16 protein-coding genes are annotated in these 16,682 nt (G+C 73.3%); 12 read left to right on the top strand and 4 right to left on the bottom strand.

Annotated elements, in window-relative coordinates:
* The first annotated feature begins 7 nt into the window (after positions 1–7).
* From ACFWUZ_RS24125 to ACFWUZ_RS24115, 3 genes are all read left to right on the top strand, one after another.
* Positions 8–463, top strand: coding sequence for a (2Fe-2S)-binding protein (locus tag ACFWUZ_RS24125; RefSeq protein WP_384376465.1), 456 nt, complete (start codon positions 8–10; stop codon positions 461–463).
* A gap of 317 nt (positions 464–780) precedes the next feature.
* Positions 781–2,211 carry a helix-turn-helix domain-containing protein gene (locus ACFWUZ_RS24120; protein ID WP_384376462.1) on the top strand — a complete coding sequence of 477 codons (1,431 nt, stop codon included), beginning with the start codon at positions 781–783 and terminating at the stop codon, positions 2,209–2,211.
* Positions 2,212–2,273: 62 nt separating this feature from the next.
* Positions 2,274–4,226 (top strand): APC family permease, encoded by a 1,953-nt coding sequence (locus tag ACFWUZ_RS24115; protein ID WP_384376459.1) that lies wholly within the window; start codon positions 2,274–2,276, stop codon positions 4,224–4,226.
* Here the strand turns inward: ACFWUZ_RS24115 and ACFWUZ_RS24110 are convergent.
* Entirely contained in the window at positions 4,132–5,421 is a 1,290-nt protein-coding gene (locus ACFWUZ_RS24110; RefSeq protein ID WP_384376456.1) for a PucR family transcriptional regulator, read from the bottom strand. The two genes, ACFWUZ_RS24115 and ACFWUZ_RS24110, sit on opposite strands and share 95 nt — an antisense overlap.
* Before the next feature lie 127 nt (positions 5,422–5,548).
* Here ACFWUZ_RS24110 and ACFWUZ_RS24105 point away from each other — a divergent pair, with 127 nt between their 5' ends.
* The 7 genes from ACFWUZ_RS24105 to ACFWUZ_RS24075 all read left to right on the top strand — a co-directional run bounded on the left by ACFWUZ_RS24105 (position 5,549) and on the right by ACFWUZ_RS24075 (position 13,041).
* On the top strand, positions 5,549–6,112 hold the full coding sequence (locus ACFWUZ_RS24105; protein WP_384376453.1) for a TetR/AcrR family transcriptional regulator: 564 nt from the start codon (positions 5,549–5,551) through the stop codon (positions 6,110–6,112).
* A 398-nt stretch (positions 6,113–6,510) separates the two neighbouring features.
* Positions 6,511–6,930, top strand: coding sequence for a hypothetical protein (locus tag ACFWUZ_RS24100; RefSeq protein ID WP_384376450.1), 420 nt, complete (start codon positions 6,511–6,513; stop codon positions 6,928–6,930).
* Positions 6,927–7,718, top strand: coding sequence for a transcriptional regulator (locus ACFWUZ_RS24095; protein WP_384376447.1), 792 nt, complete (start codon positions 6,927–6,929; stop codon positions 7,716–7,718). The genes ACFWUZ_RS24100 and ACFWUZ_RS24095 overlap by 4 nt, the downstream gene beginning before the upstream one ends.
* A 71-nt stretch (positions 7,719–7,789) precedes the next feature.
* Entirely contained in the window at positions 7,790–8,209 is a 420-nt protein-coding gene (locus ACFWUZ_RS24090; protein WP_384376444.1) for a roadblock/LC7 domain-containing protein, read from the top strand.
* Positions 8,210–8,271: 62 nt separating this feature from the next.
* Entirely contained in the window at positions 8,272–8,646 is a 375-nt protein-coding gene (locus tag ACFWUZ_RS24085) for a hypothetical protein (RefSeq protein WP_384376441.1), read from the top strand.
* 194 nt (positions 8,647–8,840) lie between these two features.
* Positions 8,841–12,422, top strand: coding sequence for a CDP-glycerol glycerophosphotransferase family protein (locus tag ACFWUZ_RS24080; protein WP_384376438.1), 3,582 nt, complete (start codon positions 8,841–8,843; stop codon positions 12,420–12,422).
* 136 nt (positions 12,423–12,558) lie between these two features.
* Positions 12,559–13,041 carry a VOC family protein gene (locus ACFWUZ_RS24075; protein ID WP_384376435.1) on the top strand — a complete coding sequence of 161 codons (483 nt, stop codon included), beginning with the start codon at positions 12,559–12,561 and terminating at the stop codon, positions 13,039–13,041.
* A 39-nt stretch (positions 13,042–13,080) separates the two neighbouring features.
* Here the strand turns inward: ACFWUZ_RS24075 and ACFWUZ_RS24070 are convergent, their stop codons facing one another.
* Positions 13,081–13,806: an NAD-dependent deacetylase gene (locus tag ACFWUZ_RS24070; protein WP_384376432.1), complete on the bottom strand. Its 726-nt coding sequence runs from the start codon at positions 13,804–13,806 to the stop codon at positions 13,081–13,083.
* Between the two features lie 161 nt (positions 13,807–13,967).
* On the opposite strand from ACFWUZ_RS24070, the gene ACFWUZ_RS24065 reads away from it, so the two are divergent.
* Positions 13,968–14,378 (top strand): hypothetical protein, encoded by a 411-nt coding sequence (locus ACFWUZ_RS24065; RefSeq protein WP_384376429.1) that lies wholly within the window; start codon positions 13,968–13,970, stop codon positions 14,376–14,378.
* 65 nt (positions 14,379–14,443) lie between these two features.
* On the top strand, positions 14,444–15,334 hold the full coding sequence (locus tag ACFWUZ_RS24060) for a GNAT family N-acetyltransferase (protein WP_384376426.1): 891 nt from the start codon (positions 14,444–14,446) through the stop codon (positions 15,332–15,334).
* A gap of 75 nt (positions 15,335–15,409) precedes the next feature.
* On the opposite strand, the gene ACFWUZ_RS24055 is transcribed toward ACFWUZ_RS24060, so the two are convergent.
* Both ACFWUZ_RS24055 and ACFWUZ_RS24050 read right to left on the bottom strand, forming a co-directional pair.
* Positions 15,410–15,853, bottom strand: a complete 444-nt coding sequence (locus tag ACFWUZ_RS24055) for a subtilase-type protease inhibitor (protein ID WP_384376423.1) — start codon at positions 15,851–15,853, stop codon at positions 15,410–15,412.
* Positions 15,854–16,144: 291 nt separating this feature from the next.
* A complete protein-coding gene (locus ACFWUZ_RS24050) occupies positions 16,145–16,603 on the bottom strand; it encodes a Crp/Fnr family transcriptional regulator (RefSeq protein WP_384376420.1) in 459 nt (152 codons plus the stop codon).
* Between the last annotated feature and the right edge of the window lie 79 nt (positions 16,604–16,682).

Genomic DNA, 16,682 nt, shown 5'->3' with positions numbered 1-16,682 from the left:
GTACGCCGTGCCCTCGCACACCTTCACCGTCAACGGGCGGAGCGTCACCGTGGACGCGCCCGACGACCTGCCCCTGCTGTGGGTGCTCCGCGACATGCTGGGCGTCACCGGTCCCAAGTACGGCTGCGGCGTGGACGTCTGCAAGGCCTGCACCAGCCACCTCGACGGTACGGACATCCGGCCGTGCGTGGTGCCCGTCTCCGCCTGCGCGGGGAGGACGGTGACGACCATCGAGGGCCTGGCCGACGGGGACGAGCTGCACCCCGTGCAGGAGGCCTGGCTCGAACAGGACGTCTCCCAGTGCGGTTTCTGCCAGCCCGGCCAGATCATGGCCGCCGTGGCCCTGCTCCAGCGCACCAGCCGGCCCACCGACGAGGACATCGACGCGATCGCCAACATCTGCCGCTGCGGGACCTACTTCCGGATCCGGGAGGCCATCCGCAGCGCGGCCGCGAAGATGTAGCCGGCAGCCCCGGCAGCCCCGGCAGTCGGCGGAGCGCGCCCGCACGCCGCGCGGACCGCCCGGGGCGCGGCGGGCCGGACCCCGGTGCTTCCCCCGTGAACACCGGGGTCCGGTGCCTGCGGCCAAACCTAGGCGGCCACCGGCCGGTTCGCAGGATTCGCTGTGCCCAGTGGCCGGGCGAGACGGGTATCACTGCGCACAGTGGGCTGCGGATGGTTGAATGCCGCGGGCCCTGGCCCGGACCCCGGAGGGAGCGTCCCATTCAGCCCCGCCCCGCCCCGTCGACCCCCGCGGACCCCTCACGGTCCGACGACGTCATGAGGCTCCACCGGCTCGCCCACACCGGCGGGTCGGCCGTCCTGCTGGAATGGCTCGCCGCACGGCTCGGCGGCTGGACCGGTGTGGTGGACACGGTGGAGGCGCGCGGGCCCGGACTCGCCGTACGGGGCGCCGCCGAGATGAGCGCCCGCGGGGTGCGGTCGGCCGTCCTGCACGGCGGCCGATCCGTGGCACTGCTGTTCGCGCTGGACGGCGGGCGGGCGCTCGCCGCCGTACTGGCGACCCCGCACCCCCGGGGCGCGCCGACGCTGCTCGCGGACGCCGCCGTACCGCTGGCCCTCGTCCTGCGCGCCGAGGAGGCCGAGCGGCGCGAGGAGCGGGCCGCGACCGCCGAGTCCCGGGCGCGCGAGGCGGTGCTGCACCTGCTGATGAACGGCAGGCTCTCGACGGCCCACCAGATCGCCGGGGCGCTCGGCCCCGCGCTGCCCGAGCCGATGCGGCTGTACGTCGTCGAATGCCCGGCCGGGAGCCGCGCCGAGGTGATCCGGCTGTGCGAGGAGGTGACGGGCGGCCAGGCCTGGATCGTGCGCTGCCCGGTGTACGTGCGCCACCTCATCGTGTTCGTGCCGGCCGCCCCGGCCGCGGCCGACCACGACCCGCTCGCGACGGCCCTGGTGGGCGCGGCCCCGGACTGCGCGGTGGGCGTCAGCGGGGAACTGTTCCTCCGCGAGGCCCCGGCCGCCTACGGGCAGGCCTTCCACGCCCTCGCCGTCGCCCGGGGCCGCGACGAACGGCACGCCCGGTTCGGGCCGGGACCCGAACTGGCGCTCGCCGCCCACGGCGCGGGAGCGGGCTGGGCCCGGGCCCTGCTCGCGCCCCTCCACACGTACGAGCCCCGCCGCCTCCAGGACCCGGGAGCGCAGGAGCTGCGCGCCACCGCCCACGCCTGGCTGAACTTCACCTCGCACGCGACCCGGCTGCTGAAGATCCACCGGAACACGCTGGCCGGCCGGCTGCGCCTGATCGAGGCCGTGCTCGGGCTGGACCTCACGCGCCTGCCGGACCAGGCGGCGCTCTCGCTCGCCCTGCGGCTGACGCCCGGCGCCCCGGGGCCGGGCGCCGGCGCGGATGCGGTGCGCCCGCGGTCCGGGGACCGGGCGGCCCCGGCGGACGCGCGGGCGGCCCTCGACGAGGTGCTGCGCGATCCGCGGCTGACCGGCTGGGCCCGCAGCCATCTGGCCCCGCTCGCGTCGCCGGCGGCTCCGCCGGGCGCCCGCACGACGGTCCGTACCTGGCTGGACCACGACGCCCAACTCGTCCCGACGGCTGCCGCGCTGGGCATCTCGGTACCCGGTGCCCGCAAGCGGCTCACGCGGATCGAGGCGGTGCTGGAGCGGTCCCTGCTCCGGTCCCCGAGCACCCGGCACGACCTGTGGCTGGCCCACCGGGCGGTAGAGCTCGCCGGATGACACAGGCACTTCAGGGTGCAAAGACCGTAAAACAGCCACGATCATGCACCATCATGCCGAAAATGAGGCGTATCAATGCGAAACGCGTGCTGGTCGGTGAACCCCTCGACACCGCGCGCCTGGGTGAGACCCTGCTGCCCAAACGGCTCGCCCTGCCGATCTTCTGCAGCGACCCGCTCTCCTCGGTGGCGTACGCCACCGAGGAGATCCTGCTGATCCTCGCCCTCGGCGGCGTCGCGCTGCTCCACCTCACCTGGTACGCGGCCGCCGCGATCGTCTTCCTGCTCGTGGTGGTCATCGCCTCGTACCGGCAGACCTGCCACGCCTACCCGGGCGGGGGCGGCGCGTACGTCGTCAGCTCCGAGAACCTGGGGCCGACCGCCGCGCTCACCGCCGCCAGCGCCCTCCTCGTCGACTACGTGATGACCGTTGCGGTCTCCGTCGTCTCCGGCGTCTGGGCCATCACCTCGGCGATCCCCGCGCTCAGCCACCACGAAGTGGCCCTGTCCACCGGCTTCGTCGTCCTGCTGACGCTCATGAACCTGCGCGGCGTCCGGGAGTCGGGCCGCGTCTTCGCGATCCCCGCCTACGGCTTCGTCCTCGTCGTCTACATCATGTTCGCCTGCGCCGCCGTACGCCTGGCGACCGGCGACACCATCCGCGCCGAGTCGGCCGACCTGCCGATCTCCGCCGAGGGCACCTACACCGGCCTCGCCCTCGTGCTCCTCGCGATGCGCGCCTTCGCCTCCGGCTGTACGGCGCTCACCGGCGTCGAGGCGATCAGCAACGGCGTCCCCGCCTTCCAGAAGCCCAAGGCCAAGAACGCCGCGAACACGCTCGCCGCGATGGGCGTGCTCTCGGTGACCATGTTCGTGGGCATCACCGCCCTCGCCATGTCGTACCAGGTGCACGTCGCCGAGGACCCCACCGAACTGGGCCTGCCCCCGGGCACCCCGATGTCCACCGCCCTGGCCCAGATCGGCCGCGCGACCTTCGGGAGCTGGCACTTCCTCTTCTACCTGCTCCAGGCCGTCACCGCCGGCGTGCTGATCCTCGCCGCCAACACCGCCTTCAACGGCTTCCCGATGCTGGCCTCGATCCTCGCGAAGGACCGCTACGCGCCCCGCCAGCTCTTCAACCGGGGCGACCGGCTCGTCTACTCCAACGGTGTCGTGCTGCTCGCGCTCGCCGCGATCGCCCTCATCGTCGCCTTCGACGCCCAGCTGACCCGCCTCATCCAGCTCTACATCATCGGCGTCTTCGTCTCCTTCACCCTCTCCCAGTCGGGCATGGTCCGGCACTGGAAGAGAGAACTCGCCTCACCGGCCACCGCGCGCGAGGAGCGGGTGCACATCCACCGCCGCCTGGCCATCAACGCCGTGGGCGCCACCCTGACCGCCCTGGTCCTGGTCATCGTCCTGATCACCAAGTTCACGCACGGGGCCTGGCTGGTCGTCATCGCCATGCCCCTGCTCTTCCTCGGGATGAAGGGCGTGCGCCGCCACTACGACCAGGTCGCCCGGCAGGTCGCCGTCGCCCCCGGCATCCGGCCCCGCAAGCCGGCCCGGCACCACGTCCTGGTCCTGGTCGCCTCCCTGCACGCCCCGACGCTGAAGGCCCTCGGCTACGCGCAGGCCCTGCGCGCCGACACGCTGACGGCGGTCACCGTGGCGGCGGACGAGCAGGACGCGGCCCGACTGCGGGAGGAGTGGGCCGAGCACGATCCGGGAATCCCGCTGAAGATCCTCCACTCGCCCTACCGCGAGGTGGTGGGCCCGATCATGGCCCACGTGCAGGAACTGGCCGGGGACTCCTCGGCCGGCGTGCTGTCCGTGGTGATCCCGGAGTACGTCGTGGGCCACTGGTGGGAGCAGCCCCTGCACAACCAGAACGCCCTGCGGCTGAAGGCGCGGCTGCTGTTCACGCCCGGGGTCGCGGTGATCGACGTGCCGTACCGCCTGGAGTCGGCGAAGGGCGCGCAGCAGCCGGGTCGGCAGGACGCGGCACGGCAATAGCGGCCCGCTGGACGACCGCCGCGTGCGCCAGCGCCAGCTCCACCACGTGCGCGGGGTCGGCGAGGGTCCGGCCGGTGAGCTGCTCCACGCGGCGCAGCCGGTTGGAGACGGTGTTGCGGTGGCAGTACAGCCGCTGGGCCGCCTGCGCCGTCGACCCCCGGCACGCCAGCCAGGTGCCCAGGGTGGTCACCAGCACCCGGCAGTCCTCCGCGGGCAGCGCCAGTACGGGACCCAGGACCACCTGGCGCAGCCGGGAGGCGAGTTCGGCCTGGGAGGCGACGAGCGCCGCGGGCAGCAGCTCGTCGAGCAGGGCGGTCCGCGGGCCCTCCGACGCGGGCGCGGCGCGCAGCGCGAGGGCGGCCAGCCGGCGGGCGCGGGCCAGTCCGGCGGGGGCCTCCACCACCGGGCTGACCCCGGCCCGGACCCCGAACGGCACGAGCAGTTCCCGTACGGCCTCCAGCGGATGGTGCCCCAGCTCCACCAGGCCGGTCTCCCCGTCGGCGCGGATCCGCCACAGCACGCGCGGGGACGGTACGGAGCCGGGGACGGCGCCCGGGCCGCTCGCGGCCGCGGGCGGGGTCCCCGGTGGCAGGGCGGGGGTGCCGGGGCCCACGGCGACCACCGCGAAGCGGCCCCGCTCGGGCAGCCCCAGCTGCGCCGCGGCTTCCGAGGCCGCGGGCCCGTCCGCGGCGGTGGCCCCGTCGAGCAGCACGTCCAGCAGGGCCGCGCGGCGCTGGCGGTCGCGCTCGCCGCGCAGCGCGTCCGTGCGCCGGTAGGCCTCGGTCACGGCGTCCGTCATCTGGTCCAGCACGTCCCACAGGGCGGTCGCACCGGGCAGCAGCCGGGGCAGCGCCGCACGGTCGTGGGCGGCTACGGCCTCGGTGAGGGTCTGCCACAGCAGCCGCCCGCCGTGCCGGTAGGTGCGCAGCAGCGAGGCGAGCGGCAGCCCCTGTCCGGCGCGCAGGGTGCCGGTGGCCCGGGCGTCGGAGAGGTCCACCGGGAGCCCGCCCAGGTTGCGGACCAGGCCCTCGACGGCCTGCCGGAGGTTGTGGTGGATCCGCTCGCGCAGCTCGGCCCGGCCGAGCAGGGCGGCGTACGCGGGATCCTCGGCCAGGGTCCGGTCGGCGAGCCGGTCCGCCGCCAGGGCGAGCCGGCGGTCCAGGTCCTCGCGTATCTCCTCGATGATCCGCTCCATGACCGGCAGCCTGACACGGGGGAGGCGGCGGTGGGGAGGGTCCGGACCGGCCGCATCCGCTACCGTGACCGAAGCACTGCGCTTGCAGTGCTCACGTCACGATCCGCACCCACCGCAGGGACCCGTCATGCGCCAGAACCCGCAGCGCCGCGCCGCGCTGCTCGACGCCGCCATCGAAGTCCTGGCGCGCGAGGGCTCACGGGGCCTGACCCTGCGGGCCGTGGACACCGAGGCGGGCGTACCCGTCGGCACCGCCTCGAACTACTTCGCCAACCGGTCCCAGCTGCTCGTGCAGATCCTGCACCGCACCCGCGAACGGCTCACCCCCGACCCCGCCGACCTGACCGGCCCGCTGGACACCGAGGTGCTGCTCCGGCAGCTCCTCGCACGGATGCGGCGCGAACGCAGCGTGCACATCGCGATGCTGGAGCTGCGGCTGGAGGCCACCCGGCGCCCCGGACTCCAGGCGGAACTGACCGGTTTCCAGGCCGCGGAGCTGGAAGCCAACGTCACCTGGCACCTGGACGCTGGCCTGCCCGGGGACCGGCAGGGCGTGGTGCTGCTCTACCTCGCCACGCTCGGCCTCATCGTGGACGACCTGACCGTGCCCGCCCTGCTGGAACCCGACGCGGTGGAGGGGCTCATCCAGGTGATGGTCGAGCGCCTCCTCCCGGAGCGACCCGGGGACTGACTATCGTGCCGGAGGGGGAGCACCGACATCGCGGAGGGAATCCGTGGGGAACGCAGGGACGGCGGACACCGCCGCAGGTGCGGGCGGCGGCATGCGGGGTCCGCCGACCGGGCGACTGGTGCGCGGGCCCGCCCTTCGACCGCGGCATCGATCCCGGCGAACCCGCCGCCCGGCTCGGCGCGGTCCCCGGCGGACCGGGCGCTTCCGGAGCGCGGACGATCTTTCGCGGCCCAGGTGATCAGAAGTCGACGGGTTCCGGCCAAGTCGGCGGGCGCTTCCGCGCATGTTCCAGCGGAAAATGCCAGAACGCCCGTCCACAGTGTGGAACTTGAGTAAGTTCCCTCCTGTCGCGCCGTACGACCGTGCAGCCCGCACGTCCGGCCGGGAGGGGAGCCCGAGTGCCCGGGATCGACGAATGTCTGCTCGAAGCCATGGCCCTGCCCGGTGCGCGGGGGGCCGCGCTGGTCGACTGGAGCAGCGGACTGGCCCTCGGCACCGCCGGGGACTCGCCCGTGGGCGATCACGAGACGACCGCCGCCGAGACCGCGGAGCTGGCCCGGGCCGCCGCCGAGTACGAATCCTTCGCCCCCCAGACGGACGCGGAGCCACCCTTCGGCGGAGGAGCCCCCGGCCTCTCCGGTCCGCCCGTGGAGGACCTGATCGTCACCACCCGCACCGGTTACCACGTGCTCCGCTTCGTGGAGACGAGCTTCGACAGCAGCGTGTTCCTGCACCTGTGGCTCGACCGCACGGACGGCAACCTCGCCCTCGCCCGCCACAGACTCCGCGCACTGGCCGAAGGGCTGGTGCTCAGATGACCGCCGCGGCAACGGCCCCTGCCCCCGCGGTCGCCGTCTCCCCCCTCCTCACCCGGCTCGCCGCCGAGCGCGCCACCGGCGCCCTCCTGCGCGACCGCGGCACCCTCTTCCTGGAGGACGGCCGCATCGTCCACGCCGAGAGCCCGGCCACCCCCGGCCTCGACGTGCTCCTCACCACGGGGGGCGGCCTCGCCCCCGAACGCTGGCGCGAGGCGGTGGACAGGGCCGGCGCCCGCCGCCAGGTCGCCCGCTTCCTCGTCGACAGCGGCGGGATGGCGGGCGGCGAACTGGAGATCTGCCACCTCGCCGCGATCTTCGACGCCGCCTTCTTCGCCCTGTCCCCGGGCAGCGGGCCCTCCCGGTTCCGCCGCGGCGCCACCCACTGGATCGGCTCCGTCCGCTCGGTCCCGGCCGCCGCCGTCGAGCGCGAGACCCGGCGCCGCCGCGAGCTGCTCGACGCCGTCTGGCCCTACCCCCTGCTGGACACCGCCCCCGTGGTGCCCCGGCCCGCCGCTCCCGGCCAGACCGTCACCGCCCGCCAGCGGACGCTGCTGGACCGCGCGGACGGGATACGCACCCCCGCGGACCTCGCCTGGCTGCTGGGCCGGCCCGCCTTCCACACGCTGCTCGACGTACGGCGCCTCGCGGCGGCCGGACTCGTCGAGACCCCGCACGCGCCGGCCCCGGAGCCGGTCGCACCGCCCCTGCCCGACTGGATCACCCAGGCCCAATCCCCGGACGTGGCGCTGCTCCGCCGGTTACGCGACGCACTGGAGGCAAGCCTGTGAGGCTCCCGCTGCGACCGGCCCTGCGCGCCGACCGCTCCGAGCGTAGGCAGCCCGAGAGGAGAAAGGCCGACATGAGTACGGTGCCCGCCGAAGCGGAAGCGGAGATACTCGCCGAGCTCCGCAGGCTGCGGGCCCGCGTGCCGCAGCTCACCGGCGCCCTCGCCGCCAGCAGCGACGGCCTGGTGCTCGCCCAGGACAGCGCCGCCACCGAGTCCGAGTCGGTCGCGGCGCTGACCGCGGCCGCGCTCGCGGTGGCCCAGCGGCTCAGCGACAGCACCGGTCAGGGCGGATTCCGCGAACTCCTGGTCCGCGGCGAGCACGGCTACGTGGCCACGTACGCGGCCGGTGACGCGGCCGTCCTCACCCTCATCGCGGAGCCCCGCCTCAACGTGGGCCGCCTCCACCTGGAGGCCCGGCGCTCCAGCCTGCGCATAGCCGAACTCATCGACCACACCCTCGGGCGGCGCGGCCCCGCCGCGCCCCTCACCTAGACCACCCGAAGCCGGGAGCACCCGGAGCCACCGCACCGACAGCAGAGAAAGAGGTACGCACCATGGCCAACGTCGAGACCGCCCTCAAGGAAGCCACCACCACGATCGACGGCGCGCTCGGCGCCGCACTGGTCGACTACGGCAGCGGCATGGCCCTCGGCACCATCGGCGGCGGCAAGGACCTCGACCTCGCGGTCGCCGCCGCCGGCAACACCGACGTGGTGCGGGCCAAGGTCCGCACAATGGAGATGCTCGGGCTGAACGACGAGATCGAGGACATCCTGATCACCCTCGGGGGCCAGTACCACCTGATCCGGCTGCTGAAGGGCCGCGGCTCCTCCGGCTTCTTCCTCTACCTGGCCCTCGACAAGGGCCGTGCGAACCTCGCGATGGCCCGCCACCAGCTGAAGAAGATCGAGAGCGAGCTGGAGGTCTGACGCGGGTTCCCCGCCCGCCGGACCGGGTCCGACCGCATCGTCCGGGTGGCGGGCGGCTTAAATCTTTGCCGTCCGCCCCGGTGATCAGTCAGGGTATGCCCGGGATAGGGGGATTTTATGAATCTGTTACAGAGTAGGATGCTGTCATCAGCTGATCATCGATAAAGCATAAAACGCTGGAGAATCCGCCACCCATGCCGCCGCGCCTGAGCATCGTCGTCCCCGTCTACAACGTCGAGCTCTACCTCGACGAATGCCTGGAATCCATTGCCGCCCAGACCTTCGAAGACTTCGAGGCCATCCTCGTGGACGACGGGTCCACGGACGCCAGCGCCGTCATAGCCAAGGCGTTCGCCGCCCGGGACAAGCGGTTCCGGGTCGTCATGCAGGAGAACGCCGGCCTCGGTGCCGCCCGTAACGTGGGCGCCCGGCACGCCGACAAGGACAGTGAGTACCTGGCCTTCGTCGACAGTGACGACACCATGCCGACCTACGCCTACCAGAAGCTCATCGACGCCCTCGACGAGACGGGCTCGGACTTCGCCGGCGGCAACGTGAAGCGCTTCCGCTCCGTCGGCATGCAGCAGTCCTGGGGCCACCGGGCGGCCTTCGCCAAGACCCAGCTGAAGACCCACATCTCCAAGTTCCCGGCGCTGGTCACCGACCGCACCGCGTGGAACAAGGTGTACCGGCGCAGCTTCTGGGACGCCCACGGCTTCCAGTACCCCGAGGGCATCCTCTACGAAGACGCCCCCGTCAGCATCCCGGCGCACTACTTCGCCTCCAGCGTCGACATCATCAGCGACTGCGTCTACCACTGGCGCGTCCGCGAGACCGGCGAGCGCTCCATCACCCAGCGCTCCACCGACCCGGTGTCCCTCATCGACCGCGTGACGTCGGTCCGCCTGGTCCGCGAGTCCCTCAAGGCCAAGCAGGGCGCGAAGTACGAGCGCTACCTCCGCGACTACGACTACAACGTGCTGAGCGAGGAGCTCCCGCTCATCTACAAGTACGTCGGTGAGGGCGGCCCCGACTTCCGCGCCGCCTTCGTCAAGGAGGTCGGCGGCCTCGTCCGGGAGATCGGCACCGGCCCCTGGTCCGACCTGACCGTGGCCGACCGCCTCAAGGCGTACCTGGCCCGCGAAGGACGCGTCGAGGACTTCATCGCCCTCCAGGACCACCAGCGCGACTACCACTACAGCGTGCCGGTCAAGGGCCTCGCCCGCCCGCAGGCGGATTACCCCTTCCTGCACGGCCGCCCGCCGGTCCCCGCCAAGATCCTCACCCTCGGCCCCCGCGAGCGCCGCGTCGTCAGCCGCCTGGAGCAGGCGGCCTGGGCCGACGGCAAGCTCCTCCTGCGCGGCTACGCGGTGCCCGGCCACCTCGGCGCCGAGAGCCGTCTCGGCTCGCGCAAGATGCTGGTGTTCCGCGAGGGCGGCAAGCGCCGCCGCTCGGTGGTCAGCGCCCGTACGGTCGCCTCGCCCATGGCCACCGTGAACGCCCCGCACCTCGCCCTCAAGCACGCCGACTGGGCAGGCTTCACCGCCGTCGTCGACCCGTCGATCTTCCAGTCGGGCGGAACCTGGCGCGAGGGCATATGGACCACGTCCATCGCCGTCACCGGCGCCGGCGGCCTGCACCGGGCCCGCCTCAAGGGCGGCGAGCACGACACCGGGCAGAACCCGCCCGCGCACTGGGTGGCCCCCGACGTCCGCGTCCTGCCGACCGTCTCCGGCGCCCTCACCATCCAGGTGGAGATCGTCCGCGCCCGGGCCCTGGACGTCCGCCCGGCCGGCGACGACGCCATCGAGGTGCGCGGTGAGCTCGCCGCCGAGGTCGGCGCCGGAGCCACCCTGCAGGCCGTCCACGTCTCCACCGGCACCGTCCTCACCTTCCCGGTGGAGACCGCCGCCCCGGCGGGCGGCGGCCGGACCCCCTTCACCGTCAAGGTGCCGCTGGCCGGGCTGGCCGCCGTACCGGACGCCGCGAGCGAGCCGGGCGAGTGGACCCCCGAGCCCTGGAGCCTGTCCGTCATCGCCGCCGGCGGCACCGAGCACCGGCTGGTCCACGACGAGCGGGGCGGCTTCACCGGCCTCGTCGTGCCCCTGCCCGGCGGCGACACCGGCCGCACCCTCTTCGCCAAGCGCGGCAACACCGGTCACCTGACCCTCTCCGTGCAGCCCTCCCCGCCGCTGGTCGACGCGGTCGAGACCGAGGGCGGCGCCGTGACGCTGCGGGGCCGCTTCGTCGCCCCCACCGACGAGCCCTACGAGCTGGTCCTGCACAACGCGCACGGAGTCGAGTTCAGCTACCCGGTCACCCGGGACGGGAACGCCTTCACCGCCACCTTCGAGCCGGCGCTCCCCGAGGCGTACGCCGGCCGCACCACCCTCCCCGAGGGCCGCTGGTGGCCCACCATGCGCCCGGCCGCGCTCGGCGGAACCACCGCCGGCCTGCTCGGCGTGGACCGCGGCGCACCCGTGCAGATGGGCCCGGGCCTGCTCTTCGCCGGCCCCCACCCCTTCACCACCCTCGGCCGCCGGATGCGGGTGGAAGCCCGCTTCTACGACCGCGTGGTGCTGGTCTCCGACCCGCTGCTCAGCCCGCACGACCGCTCCAACTACGCCCAGCGCGTGGCCCGTTTCGAGACCTACCCGGCGCAGCGCGCCCTGCCGGTCAAGGACGTCGTCGTCTACGACACCTTCCAGGGGAACGGCGCCGGGGACTCCCCGCGCGCCATCCACGAGGAGCTGCTGCGCCGCGGGGAGAAGCTGGAGCACATCTGGCTCGTCCGCGACGGCCGCGCCGAGGTGCCGGAGACCGCCCGCGCCGTGCAGTACGACAGCGTGGAGTCCTGGGACGTCCTGGCCCGCGCCCGCTACTACGTGGTCAACTCCAACGTGCCGCGGAACTTCCTGCGCCGCGCCGGCCAGACCGTCGTCCAGACCTGGCACGGGACGCCGATCAAGCAGATCGGCCACGACTTCGTGCACGACTACTACACGAGCCCCGAGGTGCTGGAAGGGCTGGAGCACGACAGCGCCCAGTGGACCCTGCTCGCCTCCCCGAGCTCGTACGCCACGCCCGTGCTCCGGCGCGCGCTCGGCTACCAGGGCGAGGTCATCGAGTCCGGCAGTCCGCGTACGGACGCGCTCGTACGGCCCGACGCGCAGCGGATCGCGGAGGTCCGGCGCCGGCTCGGCCTGCCCGAGGGCAAGAAGGTCGTCCTCTACATGCCGACCTGGCGGGAGAACTGCGAGGGCTGGTCCGGGGGCTACAAGCTCGACCTGCGGATCGACCTCGACCGGGCCCGCCGCGAGCTGGGCGAGGACCACGTCCTGCTGATCCGGGGCCACCACAACGTGGGCGAGCAGGTCCGCGAAGGGGTCCGCGACGGCTTCGTCGTCGACGTCTCGCGCTGGCCCGACGCCACGGACCTGCTGCTGGTCGCCGACGTGCTGATCTCGGACTACTCCTCCGCGATCTTCGACTTCGCGCTGACCGACCGGCCGATCCTGCTCTTCACGTACGACCTCGAGCACTACCGCGGCACCCTGCGCGGCTTCAACTTCGACCTGGAGGAGAAGGCTCCCGGCCCGCTGCTCGCGGACTCGGAGAGCCTGATCGAGGCCGTGCGCAACGCGGACTCGGTCGGCGCCCAGTACGCCGAGGCGCGGGCGGCGTTCCGCGCCGAGTTCTGCGACCTGGACGACGGCGAGGCCACGAAGCGGGTCGTCGACCGGATGCTCGGAGTGACCGGAACGCCCGCGAAGTAACCCGTACGAGCGAATTCCAGGCGGGACACGGACCGGCCCCGGGCACACCGATGAATTTCGGGCCCGGGGCCGGTCTGTATGTGAGGGACGGCGTCCACCGCGGATCCGTCCGTCGCGCACCTGCCTGGAGGCAGCCATGAGCAGCAACGGATTCACCACGTGCCTGTGGTTCGACGGGGACGCGGAGGCCGCCGCCGACTACTACCTGTCCGTGTTCAAGGACGGCAGGCTCGGCCGGATCGGCCGGTACACGGAGGCGGGGCCGGGGCCGGAGGGGGAGGTCATGGTCGTCGAGTTCGAGATCAACGGGCAGCAGTTCATCGGCCTCAACGGCGGCCCCCAGTTCCCCTTCACCGAGGCCATCTCCTTCCAGATCCGCTGCGCCGACGAGGCGGAGGCGGACTACTACTACGAGGCGCTGACGCGCGACGGGGGCGAGGAGTCGGCCTGCGGCTGGGTCAAGGACAGGTTCGGGGTGTCCTGGCAGGTCACCCCGACCGAGGCCATCGACCTGATCGCCGACCCCGACCCGGCGCGGGCCGCCCGGGCCGCGGCGGCCATGCTGAAGATGAAGAAGCTGGACGTGGCGGCGATGCGGCGCGCGGCCGACGGCGCGTAGGGCGGCGCGGGCCGCGGCGCCGGGCGGCCCGCCGCCCCGCTATCCGGCGAGGCGGTCCAGCAGCGCCGGCAGGGCGGTCCCGATCGGCTCGCGCACGACCTCGTCGGCCAGCGGGTCGTACGGGGTCTCCTCCGCGTTCACGATGATCAGCCGGGCCCCCGCTGCCGCGGCCATCCCGGCGAGCGAGGCCGCGGGCTGCACCTGGAGGGTGGACCCGACGGCGACGAAGACCTGGCAGCCCTTGGCCACGGCCATGGCCCGCCCCAGGACGACCGGGTCGAGCCGCTGACCGAACATGACGGTCGCCGGTTTGAGGATCCCGCCGCACAGCAGGCAGGCGGGATCCGGCTCCCCGGCGGCGACCCGGGCCAGCGCCTCCGCCATGCCCGACCGGGCCCCGCAGGCGGTGCACACCACCGACCGGGCGGTGCCGTGCAGCTCGAACACCTTGCGGGCGGGCATCCCGGCGAGCTGGTGCAGCCCGTCCACGTTCTGCGTGATCACCCGCACCGGGGTGCCGCCGCGCTCCAACTGCGCCACCGCCAGATGGGCGGCATTGGGCCGCGCGCCGAGGGCCCCGACCTCGGCGCGCATCTGCCAGGCCCGGCGCCGGATGTCCGGATCGGCCATGTAGTACGCGTAGGTGACGAGCTTCTCGGCGTCGGGGTCCCGCCGCCACAGACCCTGCGGACCGCGATAGTCCGGAATCCCGGAATCCGTGGACATCCCGGCCCCACTGAACACGACGACGAGCGGCTTCCCCATGGACCGACCCTACGTACCGCCCCGGGCGGCCGCGACCGGATTACCGGGGCCTCGTCCGACACCCCCCGGGGGGCGATTCTGCGGTGAATGGGGACCCCCACTGGAGTGAGATCCGGAGCGTGTCCCTCCGGCAGGCCCGGCGGGCGGGTACACACCGGTGCATGAAGCTCATGCCGTACAGCCTCGGTGTCCTGCCGCTGACCCTGCTCGCGCTGCTCGCGCCGTCTTCCGCGGCCGTTCCGGCCGCGCATCGGCACACGGCCTCCGACATCGGTCGTTTCCTCACCGAGTTCTACGGTGATCACGGCCCCTCCGCGGACGACCGGGAGGGGAGGGTCTCGCAGGTGCTCAAGGACCGGCAGAGGGAGAATCCGGACGCGGACGTCCTGCTCTGCGCACAGAACGAACCGCAGCACATCGTGATCGGTCCGGTCACCGTGGCCCAGTCGGCGGGCGTGGGCTGGGCCACCGTGACCACCCACTGGAACACGGACACCATCGACACCTTCACCGCGTACGTACGCCTGGACTCCCATCCCATCCGGCTCGACGACGTGATCTGCGCGGGCTGACCGTCCTCCGAGGACGGCCGGTCACCCCGCTGTGCCCGCCCGTCAGGTCTGGTACAACACCGGACATGAGGGGATTCGAGATCACCGGCGCGAGCGGCGCCGACATGGAGACCATGCGTGCCTGGGCCGATGAGGAGGGATGGAATCCGGGAGACTCGGACCGCTTCGCCTTCGCGGTCGCCGACCCGGAGGGCTTCCTCATCGGCAGGCTCGGCGGCGAGCCGGTGGGCTGCATCTCCGCCGTGCGCTACGGTCCTGGATTCGGCTTCATCGGCTTCTACATGACCCGCCCCGAGGTCCGCGGCCAGGGCTACGGGTTCCGGTTGTGGCAGGCCGGGATGGAACGGCTGGACGGAAGGCTGGTCGGCCTGGACGGGGTGGTCGCCCAGCAGGACAACTACCGTAGGTCCGGATTCCGTTCGGCCTGGAACAACGTCCGTCACGAGGGCGTCCCCGCGGGGGCCGGCTCCGGCACTCCCCTCGGCGCGGAAGGCCCGGATGGTGCGGCAGGCGGGGACCGGGCGGTCGAGGTGGTGGACGCGGCCTCGCTGCCCTTCGGTCAACTCGCCGTCTACGACCGGAGGTTCTTCCCGGCGCCGCGCGACGCCTTTCTCGCCGCCTGGACCGGCCTGCCCGGCCGCACCGCGCTGGCGGCCGTCCGGAACGGCCGGATCGAGGGGCTCGGGGTGGTCCGACCGTCCAGCGGCGCCTCCCGCATCGGCCCGCTGTACGCGTCCGGACCGCAGGTCGCGGCCGCCCTGCTGAGGGAGCTGTCGGACCGTGCCCCGGGCGGGCTGGTCGCCGTGGACGTGCCGGACGCCAACCCGCGGGCCACCGCCCTGGCCGTGGAACTGGGCCTGGAGCCGACCTTCGAGGCCGCCCGCATGTACACCGGCCCGGCTCCGGACCTCGACCTGGCCGGCCTGTACGGGATCACCAGCCTCGAGCTGGGCTGACCGGCCGGACACCGGTGGGGCCGGACCGCGGTTCACCGCCGCGGTCCGGCCCCGGGGGCGCCGTATGACGCCGGGTCAGAAGTCGAACAGTATGCTGCTGGTGCTCCGCAGGCCGCACGGGTTGCCGAAGGTGTGGTCGTAGCTGAACCGCCGGCCCTCCCAGACCCCGTCGGCCGTCACGGTCATCGGATTCCACTCCCGGGTGCACGCCGTGTCGGGGGCGGCTTCGGTGAGGGCGTCCGGCTGGGCGGCGCTGGACCTGAGTTCGGCGCACGCGGCGACCGGGTCCGGGTGCGTGCCCCCGGGCGCCGGGGCGCAGACCAGTGTCACCGCGCGCAGCACCGTACCGGTCTCGGCGTCGTCCCCCTCCGCCACGGCGAGCACGAGTGCGGACGGAGCGAACAGGCTCCCTGCGCCGGAAGGAGCCGCTCCGGCCGCTCCGGGCCAGGCCAGCGCGGTGAGCGCGGTGAGCGCCATGGCGGCCGAACCGAGCCCGAGACCCCTTGCGATGGACCGCATTTCGAACACTCCTTTGAAGGTGGTTGTTTCGGACAGCGGACAGAGTCTTGCCCACGCGGGACGTGAACGCCCGTCCGCACCCCGATTTCACGTCACTCATCGTGTGCGCATGAGTGCAGACCGCAGCTGTGGGGCGGGGCTGACCTGTGGGGGAACGGACGCGCGAATCGGCCGAACACCACCCAGGAAACGCTCCCGAGACCTGCCGGAAACATTGCCGAGATCTCTCCGGCGGGCGGGCGGGCGGGCGGGCTCGGGGTGAGGTCGGGTGCTGCCGGGGGCGGGGGCCGGTCAGCGCGCGCCGAGGCGCGGGGCGTACAGGTCGAGCAGCCGGGTGCGGGTCTGGTGCAGCCGCAGGGCGAGGACGCGTCCCACCCAATGCCCCACCGCGGACCCGAAGACGGGGTCGGCGTCCATGAGCACGCGCACGGCCCTGGCGTCGAACTCGTACGCCCGGACCGGCGTCATCGCCTCCGCCGTCAGCTGCCACACGTACGGCGGGAACAGCCACGACCAGCCCACCAGCTCACCGGAGCCGAGGTTCTCCACGGGCGCCGGCCGGCGCCCGGCCACCGGTATCTGGAGCGTCACCGTGCCGGAGCGCACGATCCAGAAGGACTCCGCCGCGGTGCCCTCCTCGAAGATCCGGGCGTTCTCCGGGAAGTTGACCTCGCGGGCCTGGGACATGAGCCGTCCACGGTGCTCGGTGGACAGGACGGCGGCGATCCGGATGGGGGAAGGTGTGCTCACGACGGCCTCCGATCAGACCCCCCACGAAGCTTCTGCTCTCCCCAGTGTCGCCGACGGAGGCCCGATCCCGAGCGCTCGG

The organism is Streptomyces sp. NPDC058646, from assembly GCF_042716875.1.
Lineage (GTDB): Bacteria > Actinomycetota > Actinomycetes > Streptomycetales > Streptomycetaceae > Streptomyces.
The sequence above is the reverse complement of the archived record's forward strand: the minus strand, read 5'-3'. Positions and strand labels throughout refer to the sequence as shown.

Bases quoted from the DNA above. Each gene is read 5' to 3' on its own strand.
- ACFWUZ_RS24120 (WP_384376462.1), top strand. From the start codon at position 781: ATGAGGCTCCACCGGCTCGCCCACACCGGCGGGTCGGCCGTCCTGCTG.
- ACFWUZ_RS24115 (WP_384376459.1), top strand. From the start codon at position 2,274: ATGAGGCGTATCAATGCGAAACGCGTGCTGGTCGGTGAACCCCTCGAC.
- ACFWUZ_RS24110 (WP_384376456.1), bottom strand. From the start codon at position 5,421: ATGGAGCGGATCATCGAGGAGATACGCGAGGACCTGGACCGCCGGCTC.
- ACFWUZ_RS24105 (WP_384376453.1), top strand. From the start codon at position 5,549: ATGCGCCAGAACCCGCAGCGCCGCGCCGCGCTGCTCGACGCCGCCATC.
- ACFWUZ_RS24095 (WP_384376447.1), top strand. From the start codon at position 6,927: ATGACCGCCGCGGCAACGGCCCCTGCCCCCGCGGTCGCCGTCTCCCCC.
- ACFWUZ_RS24090 (WP_384376444.1), top strand. From the start codon at position 7,790: ATGAGTACGGTGCCCGCCGAAGCGGAAGCGGAGATACTCGCCGAGCTC.
- ACFWUZ_RS24085 (WP_384376441.1), top strand. From the start codon at position 8,272: ATGGCCAACGTCGAGACCGCCCTCAAGGAAGCCACCACCACGATCGAC.
- ACFWUZ_RS24080 (WP_384376438.1), top strand. From the start codon at position 8,841: ATGCCGCCGCGCCTGAGCATCGTCGTCCCCGTCTACAACGTCGAGCTC.
- ACFWUZ_RS24075 (WP_384376435.1), top strand. From the start codon at position 12,559: ATGAGCAGCAACGGATTCACCACGTGCCTGTGGTTCGACGGGGACGCG.
- ACFWUZ_RS24070 (WP_384376432.1), bottom strand. From the start codon at position 13,806: ATGGGGAAGCCGCTCGTCGTCGTGTTCAGTGGGGCCGGGATGTCCACG.
- ACFWUZ_RS24065 (WP_384376429.1), top strand. From the start codon at position 13,968: ATGAAGCTCATGCCGTACAGCCTCGGTGTCCTGCCGCTGACCCTGCTC.
- ACFWUZ_RS24060 (WP_384376426.1), top strand. From the start codon at position 14,444: ATGAGGGGATTCGAGATCACCGGCGCGAGCGGCGCCGACATGGAGACC.
- ACFWUZ_RS24055 (WP_384376423.1), bottom strand. From the start codon at position 15,853: ATGCGGTCCATCGCAAGGGGTCTCGGGCTCGGTTCGGCCGCCATGGCG.